Source organism: Cobetia sp. Ld8 (assembly GCF_045066615.1).
In the GTDB taxonomy this organism is placed as follows: Bacteria; Pseudomonadota; Gammaproteobacteria; order Pseudomonadales; family Halomonadaceae; genus Cobetia; species Cobetia amphilecti.
Genome location: NZ_JBISHF010000006.1, coordinates 406,383 through 422,630 on the forward strand (window position 1 = coordinate 406,383; position 16,248 = coordinate 422,630).

The following is a 16,248-nucleotide window of genomic DNA, read 5'->3' on the forward strand; positions in this document are numbered from 1 at the left end:
ATGGTGAATCAGTTCTTCGGATGCAGGATCACCAGATCCCCACGCAACGCGACGCCCGCGACGATATTGCCCGCATGGCACTCGTACTTCTCGCTGCTGGAGTAGGGCACCTTGTCATAGTCGCTGCGAATGTTGATCACCGCATTGGCCCCATATTCGCGCGCCTTTTCCTGCAACTCACGCAGCGCCGACAGGAACACCCAGCGACAGGCTTCCGCATCGCTCTTGTTGGTCGCGTTGGTCTTCGGGTTCACCCGCGCCCAGCCGCGCTTCTCGATCCGCTCGTAGGGCTGCTTGTCACCGAAGAAGAAGGCCACGTCCTTGCCCAGTCGCTGACTGGCCGCGGTGCTGGCCATCACCGGCATGATCGGCAGGAAGTGCTGCGTGTCCCGTGCCACCGCCGGCGCGGAGGCCACAAGCCCCGCAGAGCCGAGCAGCAGCGCGGACACCAGTGTCAGCACACGCGAGGCGCGACCCGAGCGGGCGCGTGTGGCAGGTGCCGCGGAACGTTTCGAGGATGCAAGCGACTGAGCAGAACGTGACGCCATCTGAGACCTCTCCTAACAGGGTGATTGACTGGCGCGACGCCAGTGAATATCGCCGTCAGCCAGCCAGGGGCGTGAGCCAATCACACCATAGACCATGCAGCGGGCGCGTATCTTGCGCCAGATCCGACCCGCTGCAAAGTCGTACGTTGGCGACACCCTGCAAAGGCGTCAGCGCGAAGCGTGATGACTGGCACCAGATCAGATTGCCAGTGACTCACTCGCCCTGCCAGCGACGCAGAATCAGTGAGGTATTGATGCCACCAAAGGCGAAGTTGTTGCTCATCACGGTGTCCGTCTCGATCTCGCGGCCTGCGCCGGTGAGGTAGTCGAGCTGCGCACAGCGCGGGTCGAGACTGGTGAGATTGGCGGTGCCGTGGAACCAGCCATCACGCATCATCTCGATGGCGATCCAGGCCTCCAGCGCGCCACAGGCACCCAGGGTATGGCCGGTGTAACTCTTGAAGGCGCTGATCGGCGTGGAATCGCCAAACACCGCATGGGTGGCGTGGCTCTCGGCGATATCGCCGCGCTCGGTGGCGGTGCCATGGGCGCTGACATAGCCGATCTCACTGGCCTCGACACCGGCATCCTCCAGCGCCATGCGCATCGCGGCTTCCATCATGTTGGCGTCCGGCTGGGTGACGTGACGGCCATCGGAGTTGGTGCCGAAGCCGAGAATCTCGGCGTGGATGGTCGCGCCGCGCGCCAGGGCGTGCTCCAGTTCTTCCAGAATCAGCGTGCCGGCGCCTTCACCGATCACCAGGCCATCACGTTCGGCATCGAAGGGACGCGGCGAGCGGTCCGGGCGATCATTGCAGGTACTGGTGGCGAACAGGGTATCGAACACGGCGGCATCGGCGGCGGACAGCTCCTCGCAGCCACCGGCGACCATCGCGGTCTGGCGGCCGAAGCGGATCGCCTCATAGGCGTAGCCGATGCCCTGACTGCCGGAGGTGCAGGCGCTGGAGGTGGTGTGAATCCGCCCCTTTATGCCGAGAAACACGCCGATATTGACCGGCGCGGTGTGCGCCATCATGCGGATATAGGAGTTGGCATTGAGGCCATCGGTGGAGTGATTGATCAGCATGTTGCCGAAGTCCGCCACCGCATCCGGCTCACCGGCTGAGGCGCCGTAGGCGATGCCCATCTGGCCGCTTTCCTTGAGCGGGCTGTCACTCAGGCCGGCCGCTTCCAGCGCCAGTTCGCTGGAGCGGGTCGCCAGCTGCGCCACACGCCCCATGCTGCGCAGCGCGCGGCGGTTGTAGTGCCTGGGCAGTTCGAAATCGTTGACCGGTGCGCCGAGGCGGGTGTTGAGACCGTCGTACTTGTCCCAGTCCTCGATATAGCGGATACCGGTGCGTCCGGCGGCCAGGTTGGCGCGCAGGGTCGGCCAGTCATTGCCGATGGGCGAGAAGCCATGCATGCCGGTGACCACGACACGTCTGCCGCGCAGTGCGTGAGAGGAAGCCGTCATCAGAACATCCCTCCATTCACCGCGATGGTCTGGCGGGTGATGTAGCCGGCGTCCTTCGAGCACAGGAAGGCCACGGTGGCGGCGACTTCCTCGGCTTCCCCCGCGCGACGCATGGGAATCATCTTCAGCGCCTCTTCCATCTCGACGCCTTCGGTCATCTCGGTGGCGATGACGCCCGGTGCGACGGCATTGACGGTGATGCGGCGCTTGGCCAGCTCCACCGCCAGCGCCTTGACCGCGCCGATCAGCCCCGCCTTGGCGGCGGAATAGTTGACCTGCCCCCGATTGCCCATCATGCCCGACACCGAGGACATCACGATGATGCGCCCCGGCTTGCGGCGGCGTACCAGCGGCATGGAAAGCGGCTTGATGACGTTGTAGAAGCCATCGAGGTTGGTGCGGATCACGCTGTCCCAGTCTTCATCGGTGAGCGCCGGGAAGGCGTTGTCGGCATGGATGCCGGCATTGCAGACCACGCCGTAGTAGCAGCCGTGGGCCTCGATATCGGCTTCCAGCGCGCTGCGTGCGGCCTCTCGGTCGGCGACATCGAAGCTCAGGATGCGCGATTCGCCGCCCAGGGCGCTGATCTCACGCGCGACCTCCTCGGCGGCGTCGCGGCGCGAGCGGCAATGCAGCACCAGGTTGTAGCCTTCGCGGGCCAGGCGCAGTGCGATGGCGCGGCCGATGCCACGGCTGGAGCCGGTGACCAGAATCCACTCGCGTGCTTCAGGGGCGGCGGTGGCAGTTTCAGTAGCGGGGGGTGTGACAGACATCAGACATTACCTTGCGATGAGGCACCGGCAGCATCCTGCTGTCCGGGTGAGGATTCTTGTGCGGTGTCTTGCGTAGACGCCGCGGAGGGCAGCGCCTCGGGCGCCGGCTCGAAGACATTGACGCCGGCACGCGCGACAGTGGCGCCGTGCTCGTCGCTGATGGTGGCCTCGAAGGCGCCCAGACCATTGTCGGCGCGATAGTCGAGCTGAACATGAATCTGCCAGCGGCAGTCGCAGGAAAAGGCGGCGACTTCGCTCTCATAGCGGCGACTCCCGAGCAGAAAGCCGACCCGCGGCGGCTGGTCGCTGCGCGCGGCCTGCAGGCCCGACCAGGCGGCGATGGCCTGCGCCATCCATTCAAGCCCGACCCAGGCGGGAATCACGGCCAGGCCGTCGGCGTCTTGCTCGGCGAACAGGTTGTCTGGCGTCGGGGTGATGTCGGCGCTCAGCGAATGCTCGTCACAGCGCAGCACGCTATCCAGCAGGCACATGCCGGCATCATGGGGCACATAGGGGCCGATGGCGCAGGGCATGGCGGGATAGCGCGCCTCACGGGGCTGCACCTCAGCGCCAGCAGGGGAAACTGAGTCGGTGCTCGGGGTCAGCATGCAGAGGACTCCGGGTCGGTGGTGTGGCGCTCCAGCACCAGCGAGATATTGTTGCCGCCGAAGGCGAAGGCATTGCTCATCACCCGCAGCGGCGGGGTCTCGGGGCGGTCACGATAGACGATGTTGAGCGCAGGCAGCGTCGGGTCCAGCGCTTCACGCGGCGTGGCATGCGGCGGCAGGCGGCCATGTTCCAGCGCCAGCCAGCAGAAGGCGGCTTCCAGTGCCCCGCAGGCGCCCAGCGTATGGCCGGTGAGGGCCTTGGTCGAGCTGACGGCGGGCAGACGGGCGTGATCGATATCAGAACCGGCATCAGAACCGCTATCAGAGTCGGCATCCGTGCCGAACAGGCGGCTGATGGCGAGGCTTTCCATCGCATCATTCAGCGGCGTGGCGGTGCCGTGCAGGTTGATGTAGTCGATCTCGCCGGGAGCGCGGCCGGCACTGGCGAGCGCGCCGCGCATTGCGGCCTCGGCGCCGCTGCCATCGGGGCAGGGCGCGGAAATATGGTGGGCATCGCTGGATTCGCCGACACCGGTCAGCTGTACGCCACCACGCTCCGGCGTGACCACGAACAGCACCGCGGCCTCGCCCAGATTGATGCCATCACGCTCGGCTCCCAGCGGCTGGCTCTGCTTGCGGCTGACGGCCTCCAGGCTCATGAAGCCTTTCACCGTCATGTGGCACAGGCTGTCGGCGCCACCGGCGATCACCGCATCGCACTGGCCGGAAGCCAGCAGACGCCGTGCACTGGCCAGGGCCTTGGCGCTGGAGGTGCAGGCGGTGGACAGGGTGTAGACCGGCCCGCGCGCGCCGCTCAGCCAGGCGACACACTCGGCGGGCGCGCCCAGTTCCTGACGACGATATTCAAAGCTCTGCGGCCAGCTATCGGCGCTCGGCGTGCCCTGGGCGACGGCGGCGCGCTGGGCGTCCATCGCGGCTTCCGTCTCACCGATGCCGGAGGTGCTGGTGCCGAGCACCACGCCGATGCGTTCCGGCGCGATGCCCTGGCGCTTGAGGGCTTCAAGCTCCGGTGCCAGCTGATCAAGCGCGGTGGCCAGCAGGCGGTTGTTGCGTGAGCGCAGCGGGGCCGGCCAGTCGCTGTCATCCACCAGCCGCGCGGTGACGCGCCCCAGTGACAGCGGCGTGCCGGGACTGAAGTCATCACTGACACGCAGGCCACGGCTGGCGCTGAACAGCGCACTGCTGATCAGGCCGTGGTCTGCGCCCAGCGGGCAGACGATGCCGGGGCGTGACAGGCGACAGGCGTTGCCAGTGTCGCGGCCCTTGGGGGTAGCGGTGGCCACGGTTGCAACAGATTCAGTCATGCGCGGGAGCTTCCGGTGAGTCGTCAGGGGCGTTCTGTGTGCTGGGCGCTGCCAGCGGTTCCAGCGTCAACTGCATGTCGGCCGCCGGGTCGCGCAGGGTCACGCGGCCGCTGGCATCGCGGGTCAGTTCGGCGATGGTCACACCATCTTGCGTGATGATGCGCTGCGCGGGCTGGCGACGTTGCTGCCAGTCGCCGCGTTGTACCAGCTGCCAGCCTGTGTTCGCAAAGGCGTCATCGATCGCCCCCTGCGGCCAGTGCACCCAGGCGATACGCCGCGCCAGCCAGTCGGCGCTGAAGGGCAGCTTCTCGAGCACCTCGGGGCGTGCCTTCTCGAAACGGCTGCCATCGGCGTCATGCACCAGCGTCAGCAGGCGTTGGCCCTGCACGCTGAGCATGACCAGCCGCATGGCCTCGGGCGATTGACGCAGTACGCCGATGAGAGGCGGCAGGTTGTGCTCCTGCGCACTCTCGCCAGCCTCGGCATCGGCGTCCACAGCGACAGTCCGTTTTGCGTTGTCATCACTCTCTATACGCGCCACACGCAGAATCAGACGTTGGGTACTGGTCTGCTCGAGACTCGCAAGCGTCGGCATCGGGCTGGCAGCCTCCAGCGGCTTTGGGGCGAGCAGGCTGCAGCCGCTCAACAGCAGCGTGGCGGCCACGGCGAGGCTGGCTAGCCCGAGGCGGCTGCGCAGCCCTGCTGAACGCAGCCCAGTAGAATCAGCGTGAGAGGCGAAAGACATGTTTTTCATGACGCTACTTTACCTGTTCTCGCCGACGCTTGCTGCGCGGCCGAAGGCGCTGAGGTCAGCGAGCGAATCGCTTTCCTGCACCGCGTCAGGCGCGAGTGCCTGCTCGGGCGCGGTCAGTCTGGCAAGGGCCGTCAGGCGACGGCGACTGGCGCTGACGAAGGGGTTGGCCGTGTCCCAGGCGTAACCGGCGAGCACCGCGCTGATCATCTGGCGAATCCGCGCATGTGGCTCGGGATGATAGATGATGTCGGTCAGACGGCTGTCATACCAGGCGGTGACGAATTCGCGGAAGACCTCGATGCCACGGCGCAGCGGCTGCTCGTATTCGCTGGCCCAGTCGGGGCGCTGCTCATCGCGGGTCGCGGTAAGCTCACGTGCGACCAGCGGCGCGGCACGCAGCGCCGATTCCAGTGCGATGGTCACGCCGGAGGAGAACACCGGGTCCAGAAACTCCCCGGCATTGCCGAGCAGCGCATACCCCGGGCCATGCAGGCGACTGACATCGGCGCTGTAACCGCCCAGCGACTGCACGGCGTTGGCCGGTCGAGCATCACGCAGCAACTCCGCCAGGCGCGGTTCTTCCATCACCCACTGCCACAGGCGTGTCTGTGCATCGTCTCCGGCGGCAGGCTCGATCAGCTCGCGCGGGCCGACCACGCCCAGCGAGGCGCGGCCATTGGCGAAGGGAATCAGCCAGTACCAGACATCGGGATGCGTCGGATGCGAGGCGATCAGGATATTGTCGCGGCGATAGCCCTCGGCGGGCGGCGCGAGGTCGGCGATGCCATCGTGGACATGGCCGAACAGCGCCATGCGCGGCTCCAGGCGCGGGTCGCGCTCAAGCGATTCGAGCCGCGCCAGCACGCGGCCATAGCCGCTGGCATCCAGCACGAAGGCGGCCTCAAGCTCGCGGCCATCCGCCAGCGTGAGGCGTGGCCCCTGCGCATGGCCGGTGGCGTCGCTCTGCGCGGCGCGAGCGGGAGTGAAGCCCGTGACCGTGACGCCGAATTCGACCTCGGCACCCGCCGCCCGCGCGCCCTCGATCAAGCGCTGATCAAAGTCGGCGCGCTCCACCTGCCAGGTGGTGCCGGGGCCGTCACTGAACTTGTCGCGAAAGTCGATCACGCGATGTTCGCCGCGGCGGGTGAAGGCCGCGCCGGTCTTGCGCTGATAGCCACCGGCGGCCGCGGCCTCCATCAAGCCGCAGGCCTCCAGATGCTGCATGCAACGTGGCAGCAGGCTCTCGCCGATGGAGAAGCGCGGGAAGTGGCTGCGCTCCAGTACGCGCACCGCATGGCCCGCGCGTGCCAGCCACGCCGCCGCCGCCGCGCCGGCGGGTCCGGCGCCGATGATGATGACTTCCTTGCGTGGTGGGTTGTTGCTGCGATCTGCCGATTCCATGGCATCGTCCCCTGTCGTTGTCGATATCTTTATCGTTATGTGTTCATGCTGCGCTGCGTTCCCTGCGGCTTGCTTGTCTTTCGCTTCAGACCCGCCTCAACTGCGCGCGAAGGGCACCAGACACCAGGTGGCGCTCAGCCCCAGCAGGCAGGCCAGTCCCAGTGCCGCCAGCGCCGGTGTCTGACTGAAACTCAACAATCCAAAGGCTAGCAGGCTGGAGGCGCACGACAGTGAAATCGCCAGCAGGCTGGCCTGCGATGCACGGCTGGCGCTGGTCTGTGCTGCATCTGACGCTGTAGCTGATAAAGAGCGGCGCGCGGGATGCTCGGCACAGAAGATTCCGGCATCGAGACCAATCCCCAGTACCAGCAACAGGCCCAGCAGGTGGAACAGGTTGAGGCCGACGCCAGCCAGCGTCAGGGCCGCCAGTGTCAGCACCAGTCCGCCCAGTGGCGGCAGCAGGGCTCGCCAGGTGCTGCGGCGATAGCGCAGCGCCAGCAGCAGGCTGATCAAGACCACTGCGCCGCCGACCAGCCAGGCCATCTCGCTGCGAATCCTGCCCAGCGTCGTCGAGAGCCTGGCGACCTGATCGACATACTCGAGGCTGTCGTCATCCGCGGCGAGGCGCGCAAGCGTTGCGCTGCCCTCAGCCGTGACATCGCCGAAGCGCACGATGCCGATGGCGGCGCTGCGGGAGTCGAGCCACAGTCGCTGGCCCATCTCACCGGCGGGCAGCGCCACCCAGTCCGCCGGGCGCAGCGGGTGGGCGTCTGCGATGGCCTGCTCGGCACGCGTGACCAGCTCGGGCGGCAGGCCTGCGGTGCTCAGCACCTGGGGCAGCAGGGTGCGGGTGCGCTCACGCATGGCGCCGAGGTTGGCCTGCTGCTGTTCAAGCGTCGGCAGTTGCTGAGAGAGGCTCGCCCAGTGGCCCAGCTGCTGGCGTGCATTCAGTTGCTGGAAGGTGCCTTCCAGCGCATGCAGGCGCGTGAGCAGGGCGGCGTCAGTCTCGGCCTGCACGATCAGGTAGCGCAGTCCATCCGGTTCGGCGAGCAGGCGCTGGACCTCGCGTTGCTCGTTGATCAGAGACGCAGGCGAGGGGTTGAGTTGCGTGAGACGGTCATCGCTGCGCAGTCCGTAGAGGCTGGCCAGCGCGGCCACCAGCAGCAGGCCCAGTGCCTGCCAGCTGCGCTTGCCGGGAATGGCGCGCGCCAGACATCCTGCGGCGCGGGCGGCGGGGGAGTCCTTGCGGGTGGCCTGCGCCGGCAGTGGCAGTTGCGGCAGCCACAGGCGCACGCTCAGCCAGGCACCGATCAAGCCGAGTGCCGCGAACATGCCCATCTGGCGCAGTCCGGGCATCGGCGTCAGGGTGATGGCCAGATAGGCGGCGAGACTGGAGCACAGCCCCAGCGTCAGGCCCGGCCACAGCGCGGCGAGCCCGCCACGGCCATTCGTCGTCGCCAGGCGGCGCATGCACTCCAGATGCAGCACGTAATCGATGGAGATGCCGATCAGGCTGGCGCCGAAGGCCAGCGTCAGCACATGCAGGCCGCCGAAGGCCCACCAGGTCAGCGGCAGCGCGAACAGCACGCCCGTGGCCACCGGCACCAGCAGCAATGGCAGCCGCCGCGGGGTGCGGAACACCGCCCACAGCAACAGCAGCACGCCGATCAGCGAGCCGAGCCCGATGGTCGACATCTCCTGTTTGGCCTGTTGCGCGCCGTTGCTGGCATGGAAGACCAGTCCGGAGCGCAGCAGCCGAATGTCGGGATAGTCGGCCTTCACACCATTCACGGCCTGTTCCAGCGCCTGCTGGTCACTCATCGCATAGGCGCTGCCCGTCAGGGTGGCGCTGATCAGGCGATAGCCGCTACCGCCTTCTTCGCTGTTCTGCTCGTCACTGTCCTGTTTGTCACTGACTGAGCCAGCGGAAGCCGGCGCGCGCAGCAACAGCTGGCCGCCGGACAGCGACAGGTTGGCGGGCGTCAGCCAGCTCTGCCAGGCGCCGGCGAGGCCGAAGGGATCGCGGATCAGGTCGCGCTGGCCGCCGGGCTGGAACAGCTGCCTGAGGGCGCGCGCCTGCCAGTCATCGTCACTCAGGTCGGCAAGCGACGGGGCGATCAGCGCCGGCTGGACTTCTGCCGGCAGGCGCAGGCTTTCGAGGCTCTTGCCGTCATCCAGCCTCGCGATGGGCGCGAGCGCCTGCCGCAGAGCCTGGGCGGCGGCGTCACGCTGCTTGCGTGCGGCGGCGCTGGCATCGCGACTGCCGACCAGAATCACCAGCCGGTTGGCGGTGTCATCCAGCGACTCGGCGCGCGCCGCCAGCGGGCTGCGTTCCTGCTGTGGCAGCATGGCGGTGATGCGGGTGTCGATCGCCCCACGCCATGGGCTCTGCGGGACGATCTTCGCGGCCAGCAGCAAGGCGCACAGCAGCAGGGCGGCGGCCCACAGCCAGCGCCAGGCGGCATGATCCAGCCCCTTGCGCGGCTCACGGCTGGGTGATGTCATCGCTCGCAGTGACCGCCGGCGGTGAGCGTCAGCTCCAGGCGGTCACCGTCGCCGCTGTCGAGCTTCACGTGTTCCAGCCAGCTGCCACCGTCGATCTCGAGGCGCTCGATGGCTTCGGCCAGCCGGGCATCATTGGGCGTCAGGCTGGCCTGCCAGTCATCCGGCGTACCCGTCAACGTCAGGGAGAAGTGCTCCTCCAGCGCCTGCCAGTCGCCGTGGAAGAAGCTGATCAGCAGCTCCGCCATCGCTTGCTGGTCGGCCGGCAGCGGCTCGCCATTCGGGCCTTCGCTGGCATCGGGGCGCATCTCGAGACGGTCTTCAATCGGTGAAGTGGTTTCCCACACCAGGCCTTCGGGCGCGTTCGGGTCGCCGATCAGCCGGAAATGACCCCGGCTCTCGAGCTCTGCACCGACATCCTCGAGCCAGCGCGTCTGCTGAAAATCACCGCAGACTGGCGCGGTGCGCGCCAGCTGTTGCGTCAGGGCGCGGGCGTCAAATCTGGCGTCGTTGGTCTCGGAATCGCTGGTCTCGGATGCGCTGGCCCAGGGGGCACCGGCAGTCAGCAGCAGGGCAGTGGTGGCAATGGCAAGGCGCGAAGTCATCACGGCGTTCCTTGTGTTTCTGAAGGGGAGGCAGGCGAATCACTGGTGTGTGTCAGCGCTTGTTCGGCCTGCCAGGCGGCCAGCCGCTCGCTGAGCGCGGCGGGCGAGGCCAGCAGCATCTCGCCATCCTCCAACCCGACGGCGACCTGCACGCTGTAGCCGCGGGTCAGGCGCTTGCCGCTTTCGACATCGCGGATCACGTAGTCGAGCTTGAGGCGGTTTTCCCACTCGCGCAGCCGCGCGGTGACGGCGATGCGCTGACCGAAGCGCGCCGGGCCGGCATAGCGCAGGCGCAGGTCGATCACCGGCCAGGCGTAGCCGGAATCGCGCATCTGCGGGTAGTTGTAGTCGAGCATGTCGAGCAGCTTGCAGCGGGCGATCTCGAGATAGCGCACGTAATGGCCGTGCCAGGCGACTTCCATCATGTCGACGTCGTGGAAGGGCACTTCCATCTCTACCGTGGCGGTCGGCAGCGGGGTGTCTGAGGGCTGATTCATGACTTGTTTCTCGTTCATGCGTGGGCCTCGCCGGTGCTCAGGGTCCAATGGCGCTCACGGATGCGCGCACAAAGCAGGCGCAGGTCGGCTTCCAGAGCGCGATCTTCCTCGAGGGGCGCGATGTCTTCACGCAGCTCACGGGTGAAGGCGGCCAGCCTGGGCGGCGTGGCGGCTTGACCCGTGATGTCGGCGCGCTGCTCGCTGCCCTGCACGGCGGCATGCAGGGTGGCAGCGGCGACCTGTTCCACCAGTGTCAGCACGCGCAGCGCATCCCGCGCGGCGATGGTGCCCATGCTGACCTTGTCCTGATTGTGGCACTCGGTGGAACGCGAGAAGACGCTGGCGGGCATGGTCAGCTTGAGGGCTTCCGCCGTCCAGGCCGAGGCGCCGATCTGTACCGCCTTGTAGCCATGATTGAGCGGCGCGCGCTCGAGCGTGGCACCGCTGAGATTGCTGGGCAGGCCACGGTTGTAGCGGCTGTCGACCAGCAGTGCCAGCTGGCGGTCGAGCAGGTCGGCCAGGTTGGCGACCGCCGCCTTGAGGCTGTCCATCACCATCGCCACATGGCCGCCGTAGAAGTGGCCGCCGTGGAGAATCTTGCCGGCCTCGACATCGATCAGCGGGTTGTCGTTGGCACTGTTGAGCTCGGTCTCCAGGAAGCTGCGCCACCAGCTGAGGCTGTCCTCGACCACGCCGATGACGTGGGGCGCGCAGCGCGTCGAGTAGCGGTCCTGCAGGCGCGGCGAGTTGATCGGCGTGGCATCGACTTCCGGCGCCGCCGGGTGGGCGAGATCATCGCGCAGCCACTGGGCCACGCGGGCCTGACCGGGATGCGGCTTGGCGGCGAACAGATCGGCATCGAAGTGGTAGGGGTTGCCTTCCAGCGCCTGCACGCTGAGGGCGGTGATGCGCGCGCTCAGGCGGCTGAGGTAGGTGGTGCGGCCGTAGGCCAGCGCGGCGAGGGCCGTCATCACGGCGGTGCCGTTCATCAGTGCCAGGCCTTCCTTGGGGCGCAGCACATAGGGCGTCAGGCCGTGTGCCGCGAAGACCTCCGCCGTCGGGCGCAGCGCGTGGGGCTGGCCTGCGCCGGGGCGCACCCAGACCTCACGCTCGCCACACAGCACGGCGGCGACATAGGACAGCGGGGTGAGATCGCCGCTGGCGCCCACCGAGCCTTCTTCGGGAATGCGCGGCAGGATGTCGTGATTGAGCAGCCATACGAGGCGCTCCAGCAGCGCCATGCTGACCCCGGAGACACCACGGCACAGCGAGACGAGGCGCACCATCACCACCGCGCGACTGCTGACCACATCCAGGTCCGCGCCCATGCCACAGCCGTGGAAGGTATAGAGATGGCGCGGCAGGGCTTCGAGGTCCTCTGCCCCCTGCACGGCACGCGTCACGGAATCGCCGTAACCGGTGGTGACGCCGTAGACCACGCCTTCTTCCTCCAGCAGGCGTTCCAGCAGGGCCGGGCCGGCCTCGATACGGGCGCGGAAGGCGGCATCCGAAGTCAGGCGCACCTCACGGCGGCCTTCGGCGACATCGATCAACTGCTCGAGGGTGATATCACTGCCGTCGAGAATCAGGGCGGAGGAAGAGGTGGCGGGCTGTGACATGACGAGGTACCTGGCGAAGAGAGAAGCGTGAAAATGCGCTGAACGTGAAGACCGAACAAGGTGAAGGCCGCAGAGCCGGGCGCGATGCGTCGTTGTCGCAGGCCCGGCGCGGATCAGGCGTCCTGTTTCGGAGCCGAGGCGCTGTCTGGATTCGACGTGCTGTCAGGCGCCTGATGCCAGAAGTCGAAGAAGTTGAACCACTGCAACGGATGGCGCTTCACGCGTGCTTCCAGATGACGGGCATGGCGCTGCATGGCCTGCTGGATCCACGCTTCGCGACCGCTGCGCTTGACGGCGCGGCTGTCATCGAAGGGCGCGAAATCGACCCGGAAACGCGGATGGGCGCCGCCCTGTTCGCGAATGCAGCTCAAGGTATAGACGTGACAGCGCAGCAGCGCGGCCAGCATGAAGGGCCCCTGCGGGAAGGGCGCGGGCTGATCGATGAAGTCACAGTGCAGCACGCGTGGTGAGGCAGCGGCACTGGCCGGCGACGCGGGTCTGCTGCCTTCTGCCGTGTTGGCTTCTACCGAGTTGGTATCGGCCTTGGCATCGTCGGCGGTGGGCGGAATCGGCACGCGGTCGGCGGCGATGACCACGAAGCCGCCGCGATTGACGCGATCGCCCAGTGCCATGGCGGTGGCTGGGGTGATCTCGCTGACCTCTATCATCTGCGGCGGCTTGCGGCCGGTGGCCTGCTCCAGCAGCTGATTGAACTTCTCGGCGTGGCGCGTGTGCACCAGTGCGCACAGGTCGATGTCGTGGCGCTCACCGATGGCATTGATCACATCCAGATTGCCGTGATGGGCGACGAGGATGATGCCGCCCTCGCCACGCAGCGCGGCGTCGCGCAGGTCTTCCGGGCCGGTGCCGGTCAGCGAGGACAGCGGAATCTCGCCGCTCCAGGCCGAGACCTTGTCCATGATCGCCTCACCGAACTGCATGAAGTGGGCAAAGCTTCTCGCCCACAGACGCACGCCGCCAAGCTCTGGCTCGAGGCGCTTGAGGAAATCGAAGGAGGCACGCCGCGCCACCCCGCGCAGCAGGAAGTACCACACCAGCACCGGAAACAGCGCGATACGAAACGGCCAGGCACCGAGGCGACGACGAATCGTCACCATCAGGCGCATGCCAGTGGTGGAGCCGGTTTCCGACAGGCGTGCCCAATGGGTCATTCGTGTTTCCCCTTCGCGTCGTCAGGCTGCGAGGGGCGACTGACATGAGTGGATGACGTCTTGCCATTGCGTCCCGACAGCGTGCGCCAGGCAAGTTTCGGTGAGCGCAGCAGCATGCCGAGGAACAGCCGCGTATGCATGGCGCTGATCAACAGGTTGTCGTGACCGGGGCGGAAGTGGCTGACGCCTCCGGTGGGGTAGCTGACATGCACCGGCAGGTTGGCGACCTCGCCATCGGCCCAGTACCAGCGCACCAGCACCTCGGTGTCGAAGGACATGCGGTCGCCACAGTCATGACGCGCCAGCAGCCGGTTGGTGGCGGCCAGCGGATAGAGGCGCACGCCGCACATGGTGTCGCGGATGGCCAGCGACAGGGTGTTGATCCACACCCAGATGTGCGAGGCGTAGCGGCCATAGAAGCGGATGCGCGGCACGCTGGCGTCGTATTGCGGATAGCCGATCTGCAGGCAGTCGGGATTTTCCTGCATGCCGTTGAGGAAGGCGGGCAGATCGCCGACATCGTGCTGCCCATCGGCGTCCACCTGAAGGGCATGGGTGAAGCCGAGCTGCTCGGCGGCCTGCAGGCCACTGCGCACCGCAGCGCCCTTGCCGCCATTCTGCTCACGGCGCACCAGGTGATGACCCTCGGCCGCCAGCTGATCCAGCACCTCGGCGCAGGGCGCGCTGCAGCCATCATCCACCAGCACGATGGGCAGCCCGAGCGGTGACAGACCCGCGCACACGCCGGCGATGGTGGCGGGGTGGTCGTAGACCGGAATCACCACGCAGGCGCGCAGTGGTGACTCGCTGACGGGGGGAGAGGATGTGTGGCCGGTCATCGGCGCCTGGGGCTGGCTCATGACGCCTCCGGTGTGGGTGTCGTCTGGGGTGAACTAAGTGGCGAACTAAGTGGCGAACTGAGAGGTGTGTCATCGGTTTCAGCACCGTAGCGCAAGCGGCCGCTGGCGTGCAGGCCCGCGCGGGATTCCAGGCGGAAGTCGACGCGCAGGCCGTGGCTGTCGGCGACCAGTGTCGCGGCCAGCGTGAAGCGCATGCCCGGCAGCAACAGGTTGGAGAACTTGATGCGCTCCAGACGCTGGAAACGGCTTTCCTGTACGCCGACACCCGCCAGGCGCAGGCGGCGGCCGAGATCGCGAGCCCACTTGAGCATCACCACGCCGGGCACCAGTGGCTGGGCGGCAAAATGACCCTCGAGATAGCACAGGCTGTCGGGCACCTCGGCTTCCAGCGTCAGCTGCTGCGGGCCGCTGGAGGTCTCGCCCAGCCAGCGCGGCAGACGATGATCGTCGAGATCGGCAAACAGCCGCGCGACGGAGTCCGCCGTGAACTTGCCCTGGGCATTCAGCGGCAGGCGCGTGACGAAGCGCCAGTAGCGCGGCAGGGCGATGCGCTCGAAACCCGGCATCAGCGCACGGCGCAGACGCGCGATCAGGTCGCGGCGGCTGGCGTGGTCCTGCGGCAGTGCGCTCTCCTCCATCACCACCACCGCGCCCAGGCGATGATCGCGGGTGGGCATCGGTAGGCAACGTACCTTCAGCACCTCCGCTTGCGCGCTCAGGCAGCGCTCCACCGCGCTCAACGAGATCCGCTTGCCGGCCAGCTTGACCAGCCGATCACTGCGCCCCAGCAGCTGGAAGCGTGGCGCCGCGTGTTGCTCGCCCTGCGACGGCGGCTCAGCCGCCAGCGGCGCGGCGTTGTCGGCCTGCTGCCACCACTGGTCGGGCTGTTCCAGAAACGGCGAGCGCACCGCGAAGGCGGGCGAGAAGCGGAGCTCGACCTCCGGCAGCGGTGTCCAGTGGGGCGTCTCGTGCTGGCGGCGATGCGCGATGCCGCCCGTTTCGGTGCTGCCGTAGATCTCGATCACCGGCGCCTGCAGGCAATTCTCGGCATGACGGGCAGCCTCGGCCGGCAGCGGGGCACCTGAAGAGAAGACTCGCAACACCTGAGCCTGATCCTGAGCCTGGCCCGCCACGCGGCTCCCGTCACTGGTCTGTGGCAGGCGCGCCAGCTGGGCCGGCGAGCTGACCAGCTGGCAGCGATGCCCGAGGCCGGCCAGCTGCGCGATGGCGGCGGCCAGCTGCTCCGGGTAATGACAGGCTTCGCTGAGAAACGGCACCCCTTCGCTGAGCGGGCGCAGCAGCGACACCAGCAGACCGTAGATGTGCTGGTGACTGACCTGGCTGAGGCTGACGGCGCCTGGCTCAGACGCTGAGTCAGTGCCTGAAGTGTCTGACGCCAGCGGCCACAGCGTGCGATGCACGGCCAGTTCGGCCTCAAGCTGATCGAAGCGCTTGGCGATGCGCAGCGGCTCACCGGTGGAGCCGGAGGTGCAGAGCTCCAGCGCGAGACGCGCGCCGTCGGGTGTGATCTCGAACGGTGTATTCGGTGCGGCGCTAGAGCCGGTAGTGCCGGTAGAGCTGACAGTGCCGGTAGAGCTGACAGTGCCGGGTTGCTCCGGCGGCCAGCCAGCGGCGCTGGTCTCGGGCAGCTGGCCATTACTGCTCTCGGCCAGGCGGGCCAGGGTTTCCGGGCGGTCATCGCCGGGCAGCACGGCGAGCATGCCGCGCTCCCACAGCGCCAGCAGCTGCACGCAGGCGCCAAGCGCCGTGGGCTGGAACAGCACCCAGCGCGCACCGGGCCGGCGGCCAGCATGCGCTGCGGGCAGGTTGTCCAGCCACTGATGCCAGGCATCGACGCGTGCCATCAGCTCGGCACGACTCAGCGGGCGCAGCGGCTGACCGGGACTGGCCAGCCAGCAGGCCGGCGCCGCGGGCGCGAGTCGGGCGAGCTGGCGCCAGCCCTGATGGATGAGGGAGGTGGCGCGCTGGGCGGCGTCTTGCTCAGTGGAGCGTGCGGTGGCGCGGCTGGCAGGCTGGCGGGCATCAGACATGTGAGGCAGGCAACTCTTCAGAAAGTCGAATTCATCTGGGGGGCGAATCCACGCCGGGC

At 67.6% G+C, this 16,248-nt stretch carries 14 protein-coding genes; all 14 read right to left on the reverse strand.

Features of this window, described 5'->3' with window-relative positions; translation table 11 throughout:
* Window positions 1-8 precede the first annotated feature (8 nt).
* Window positions 9-548 carry a heavy metal-binding domain-containing protein gene (locus ACJJV2_RS03445; protein WP_213114480.1) on the reverse strand — a complete coding sequence of 180 codons (540 nt, stop codon included), beginning with the start codon at window positions 546-548 and terminating at the stop codon, window positions 9-11.
* A 214-nt stretch (window positions 549-762) separates the two neighbouring features.
* Complete coding sequence (locus tag ACJJV2_RS03450) at window positions 763-2,022, reverse strand: beta-ketoacyl-ACP synthase (protein WP_405278300.1); 1,260 nt, start codon at window positions 2,020-2,022, stop codon at window positions 763-765.
* Window positions 2,022-2,795 carry a 3-oxoacyl-ACP reductase FabG gene (gene fabG, locus ACJJV2_RS03455; RefSeq protein WP_052384269.1) on the reverse strand — a complete coding sequence of 258 codons (774 nt, stop codon included), beginning with the start codon at window positions 2,793-2,795 and terminating at the stop codon, window positions 2,022-2,024. Before fabG ends, ACJJV2_RS03450 begins: the two co-directional genes overlap by 1 nt.
* Window positions 2,795-3,403, reverse strand: coding sequence for a hypothetical protein (locus ACJJV2_RS03460; protein ID WP_405278302.1), 609 nt, complete (start codon window positions 3,401-3,403; stop codon window positions 2,795-2,797). The genes fabG and ACJJV2_RS03460 overlap by 1 nt, the downstream gene beginning before the upstream one ends.
* Window positions 3,397-4,728 (reverse strand): beta-ketoacyl-ACP synthase, encoded by a 1,332-nt coding sequence (locus tag ACJJV2_RS03465; RefSeq protein ID WP_405278304.1) that lies wholly within the window; start codon window positions 4,726-4,728, stop codon window positions 3,397-3,399. The genes ACJJV2_RS03460 and ACJJV2_RS03465 overlap by 7 nt, the downstream gene beginning before the upstream one ends.
* Window positions 4,721-5,482, reverse strand: a complete 762-nt coding sequence (locus ACJJV2_RS03470; protein WP_405278306.1) for a DUF3261 domain-containing protein — start codon at window positions 5,480-5,482, stop codon at window positions 4,721-4,723. Before ACJJV2_RS03470 ends, ACJJV2_RS03465 begins: the two co-directional genes overlap by 8 nt.
* A gap of 9 nt (window positions 5,483-5,491) precedes the next feature.
* Window positions 5,492-6,883, reverse strand: coding sequence for an NAD(P)/FAD-dependent oxidoreductase (locus ACJJV2_RS03475; RefSeq protein ID WP_405278308.1), 1,392 nt, complete (start codon window positions 6,881-6,883; stop codon window positions 5,492-5,494).
* Window positions 6,884-6,979: 96 nt separating this feature from the next.
* A complete protein-coding gene (locus tag ACJJV2_RS03480; protein ID WP_405278310.1) occupies window positions 6,980-9,388 on the reverse strand; it encodes an MMPL family transporter in 2,409 nt (802 codons plus the stop codon).
* Window positions 9,385-9,990, reverse strand: a complete 606-nt coding sequence (locus tag ACJJV2_RS03485) for a LolA family protein (protein WP_405278312.1) — start codon at window positions 9,988-9,990, stop codon at window positions 9,385-9,387. The genes ACJJV2_RS03480 and ACJJV2_RS03485 overlap by 4 nt, the downstream gene beginning before the upstream one ends.
* Window positions 9,990-10,487, reverse strand: a complete 498-nt coding sequence (locus ACJJV2_RS03490; protein ID WP_405278314.1) for an acyl-CoA thioesterase — start codon at window positions 10,485-10,487, stop codon at window positions 9,990-9,992. Before ACJJV2_RS03490 ends, ACJJV2_RS03485 begins: the two co-directional genes overlap by 1 nt.
* 14 nt (window positions 10,488-10,501) lie before the next feature.
* Window positions 10,502-12,106 (reverse strand): histidine ammonia-lyase, encoded by a 1,605-nt coding sequence (hutH, locus tag ACJJV2_RS03495; protein WP_405278316.1) that lies wholly within the window; start codon window positions 12,104-12,106, stop codon window positions 10,502-10,504.
* A gap of 113 nt (window positions 12,107-12,219) precedes the next feature.
* Window positions 12,220-13,278 (reverse strand): glycosyl transferase, encoded by a 1,059-nt coding sequence (locus ACJJV2_RS03500; protein ID WP_405278318.1) that lies wholly within the window; start codon window positions 13,276-13,278, stop codon window positions 12,220-12,222.
* Window positions 13,275-14,138 (reverse strand): glycosyltransferase family 2 protein, encoded by an 864-nt coding sequence (locus ACJJV2_RS03505; protein ID WP_405278320.1) that lies wholly within the window; start codon window positions 14,136-14,138, stop codon window positions 13,275-13,277. The genes ACJJV2_RS03500 and ACJJV2_RS03505 overlap by 4 nt, the downstream gene beginning before the upstream one ends.
* Window positions 14,135-16,189 (reverse strand): AMP-binding protein, encoded by a 2,055-nt coding sequence (locus tag ACJJV2_RS03510; RefSeq protein ID WP_405278322.1) that lies wholly within the window; start codon window positions 16,187-16,189, stop codon window positions 14,135-14,137. The genes ACJJV2_RS03505 and ACJJV2_RS03510 overlap by 4 nt, the downstream gene beginning before the upstream one ends.
* Window positions 16,190-16,248: the final 59 nt, after the last annotated feature.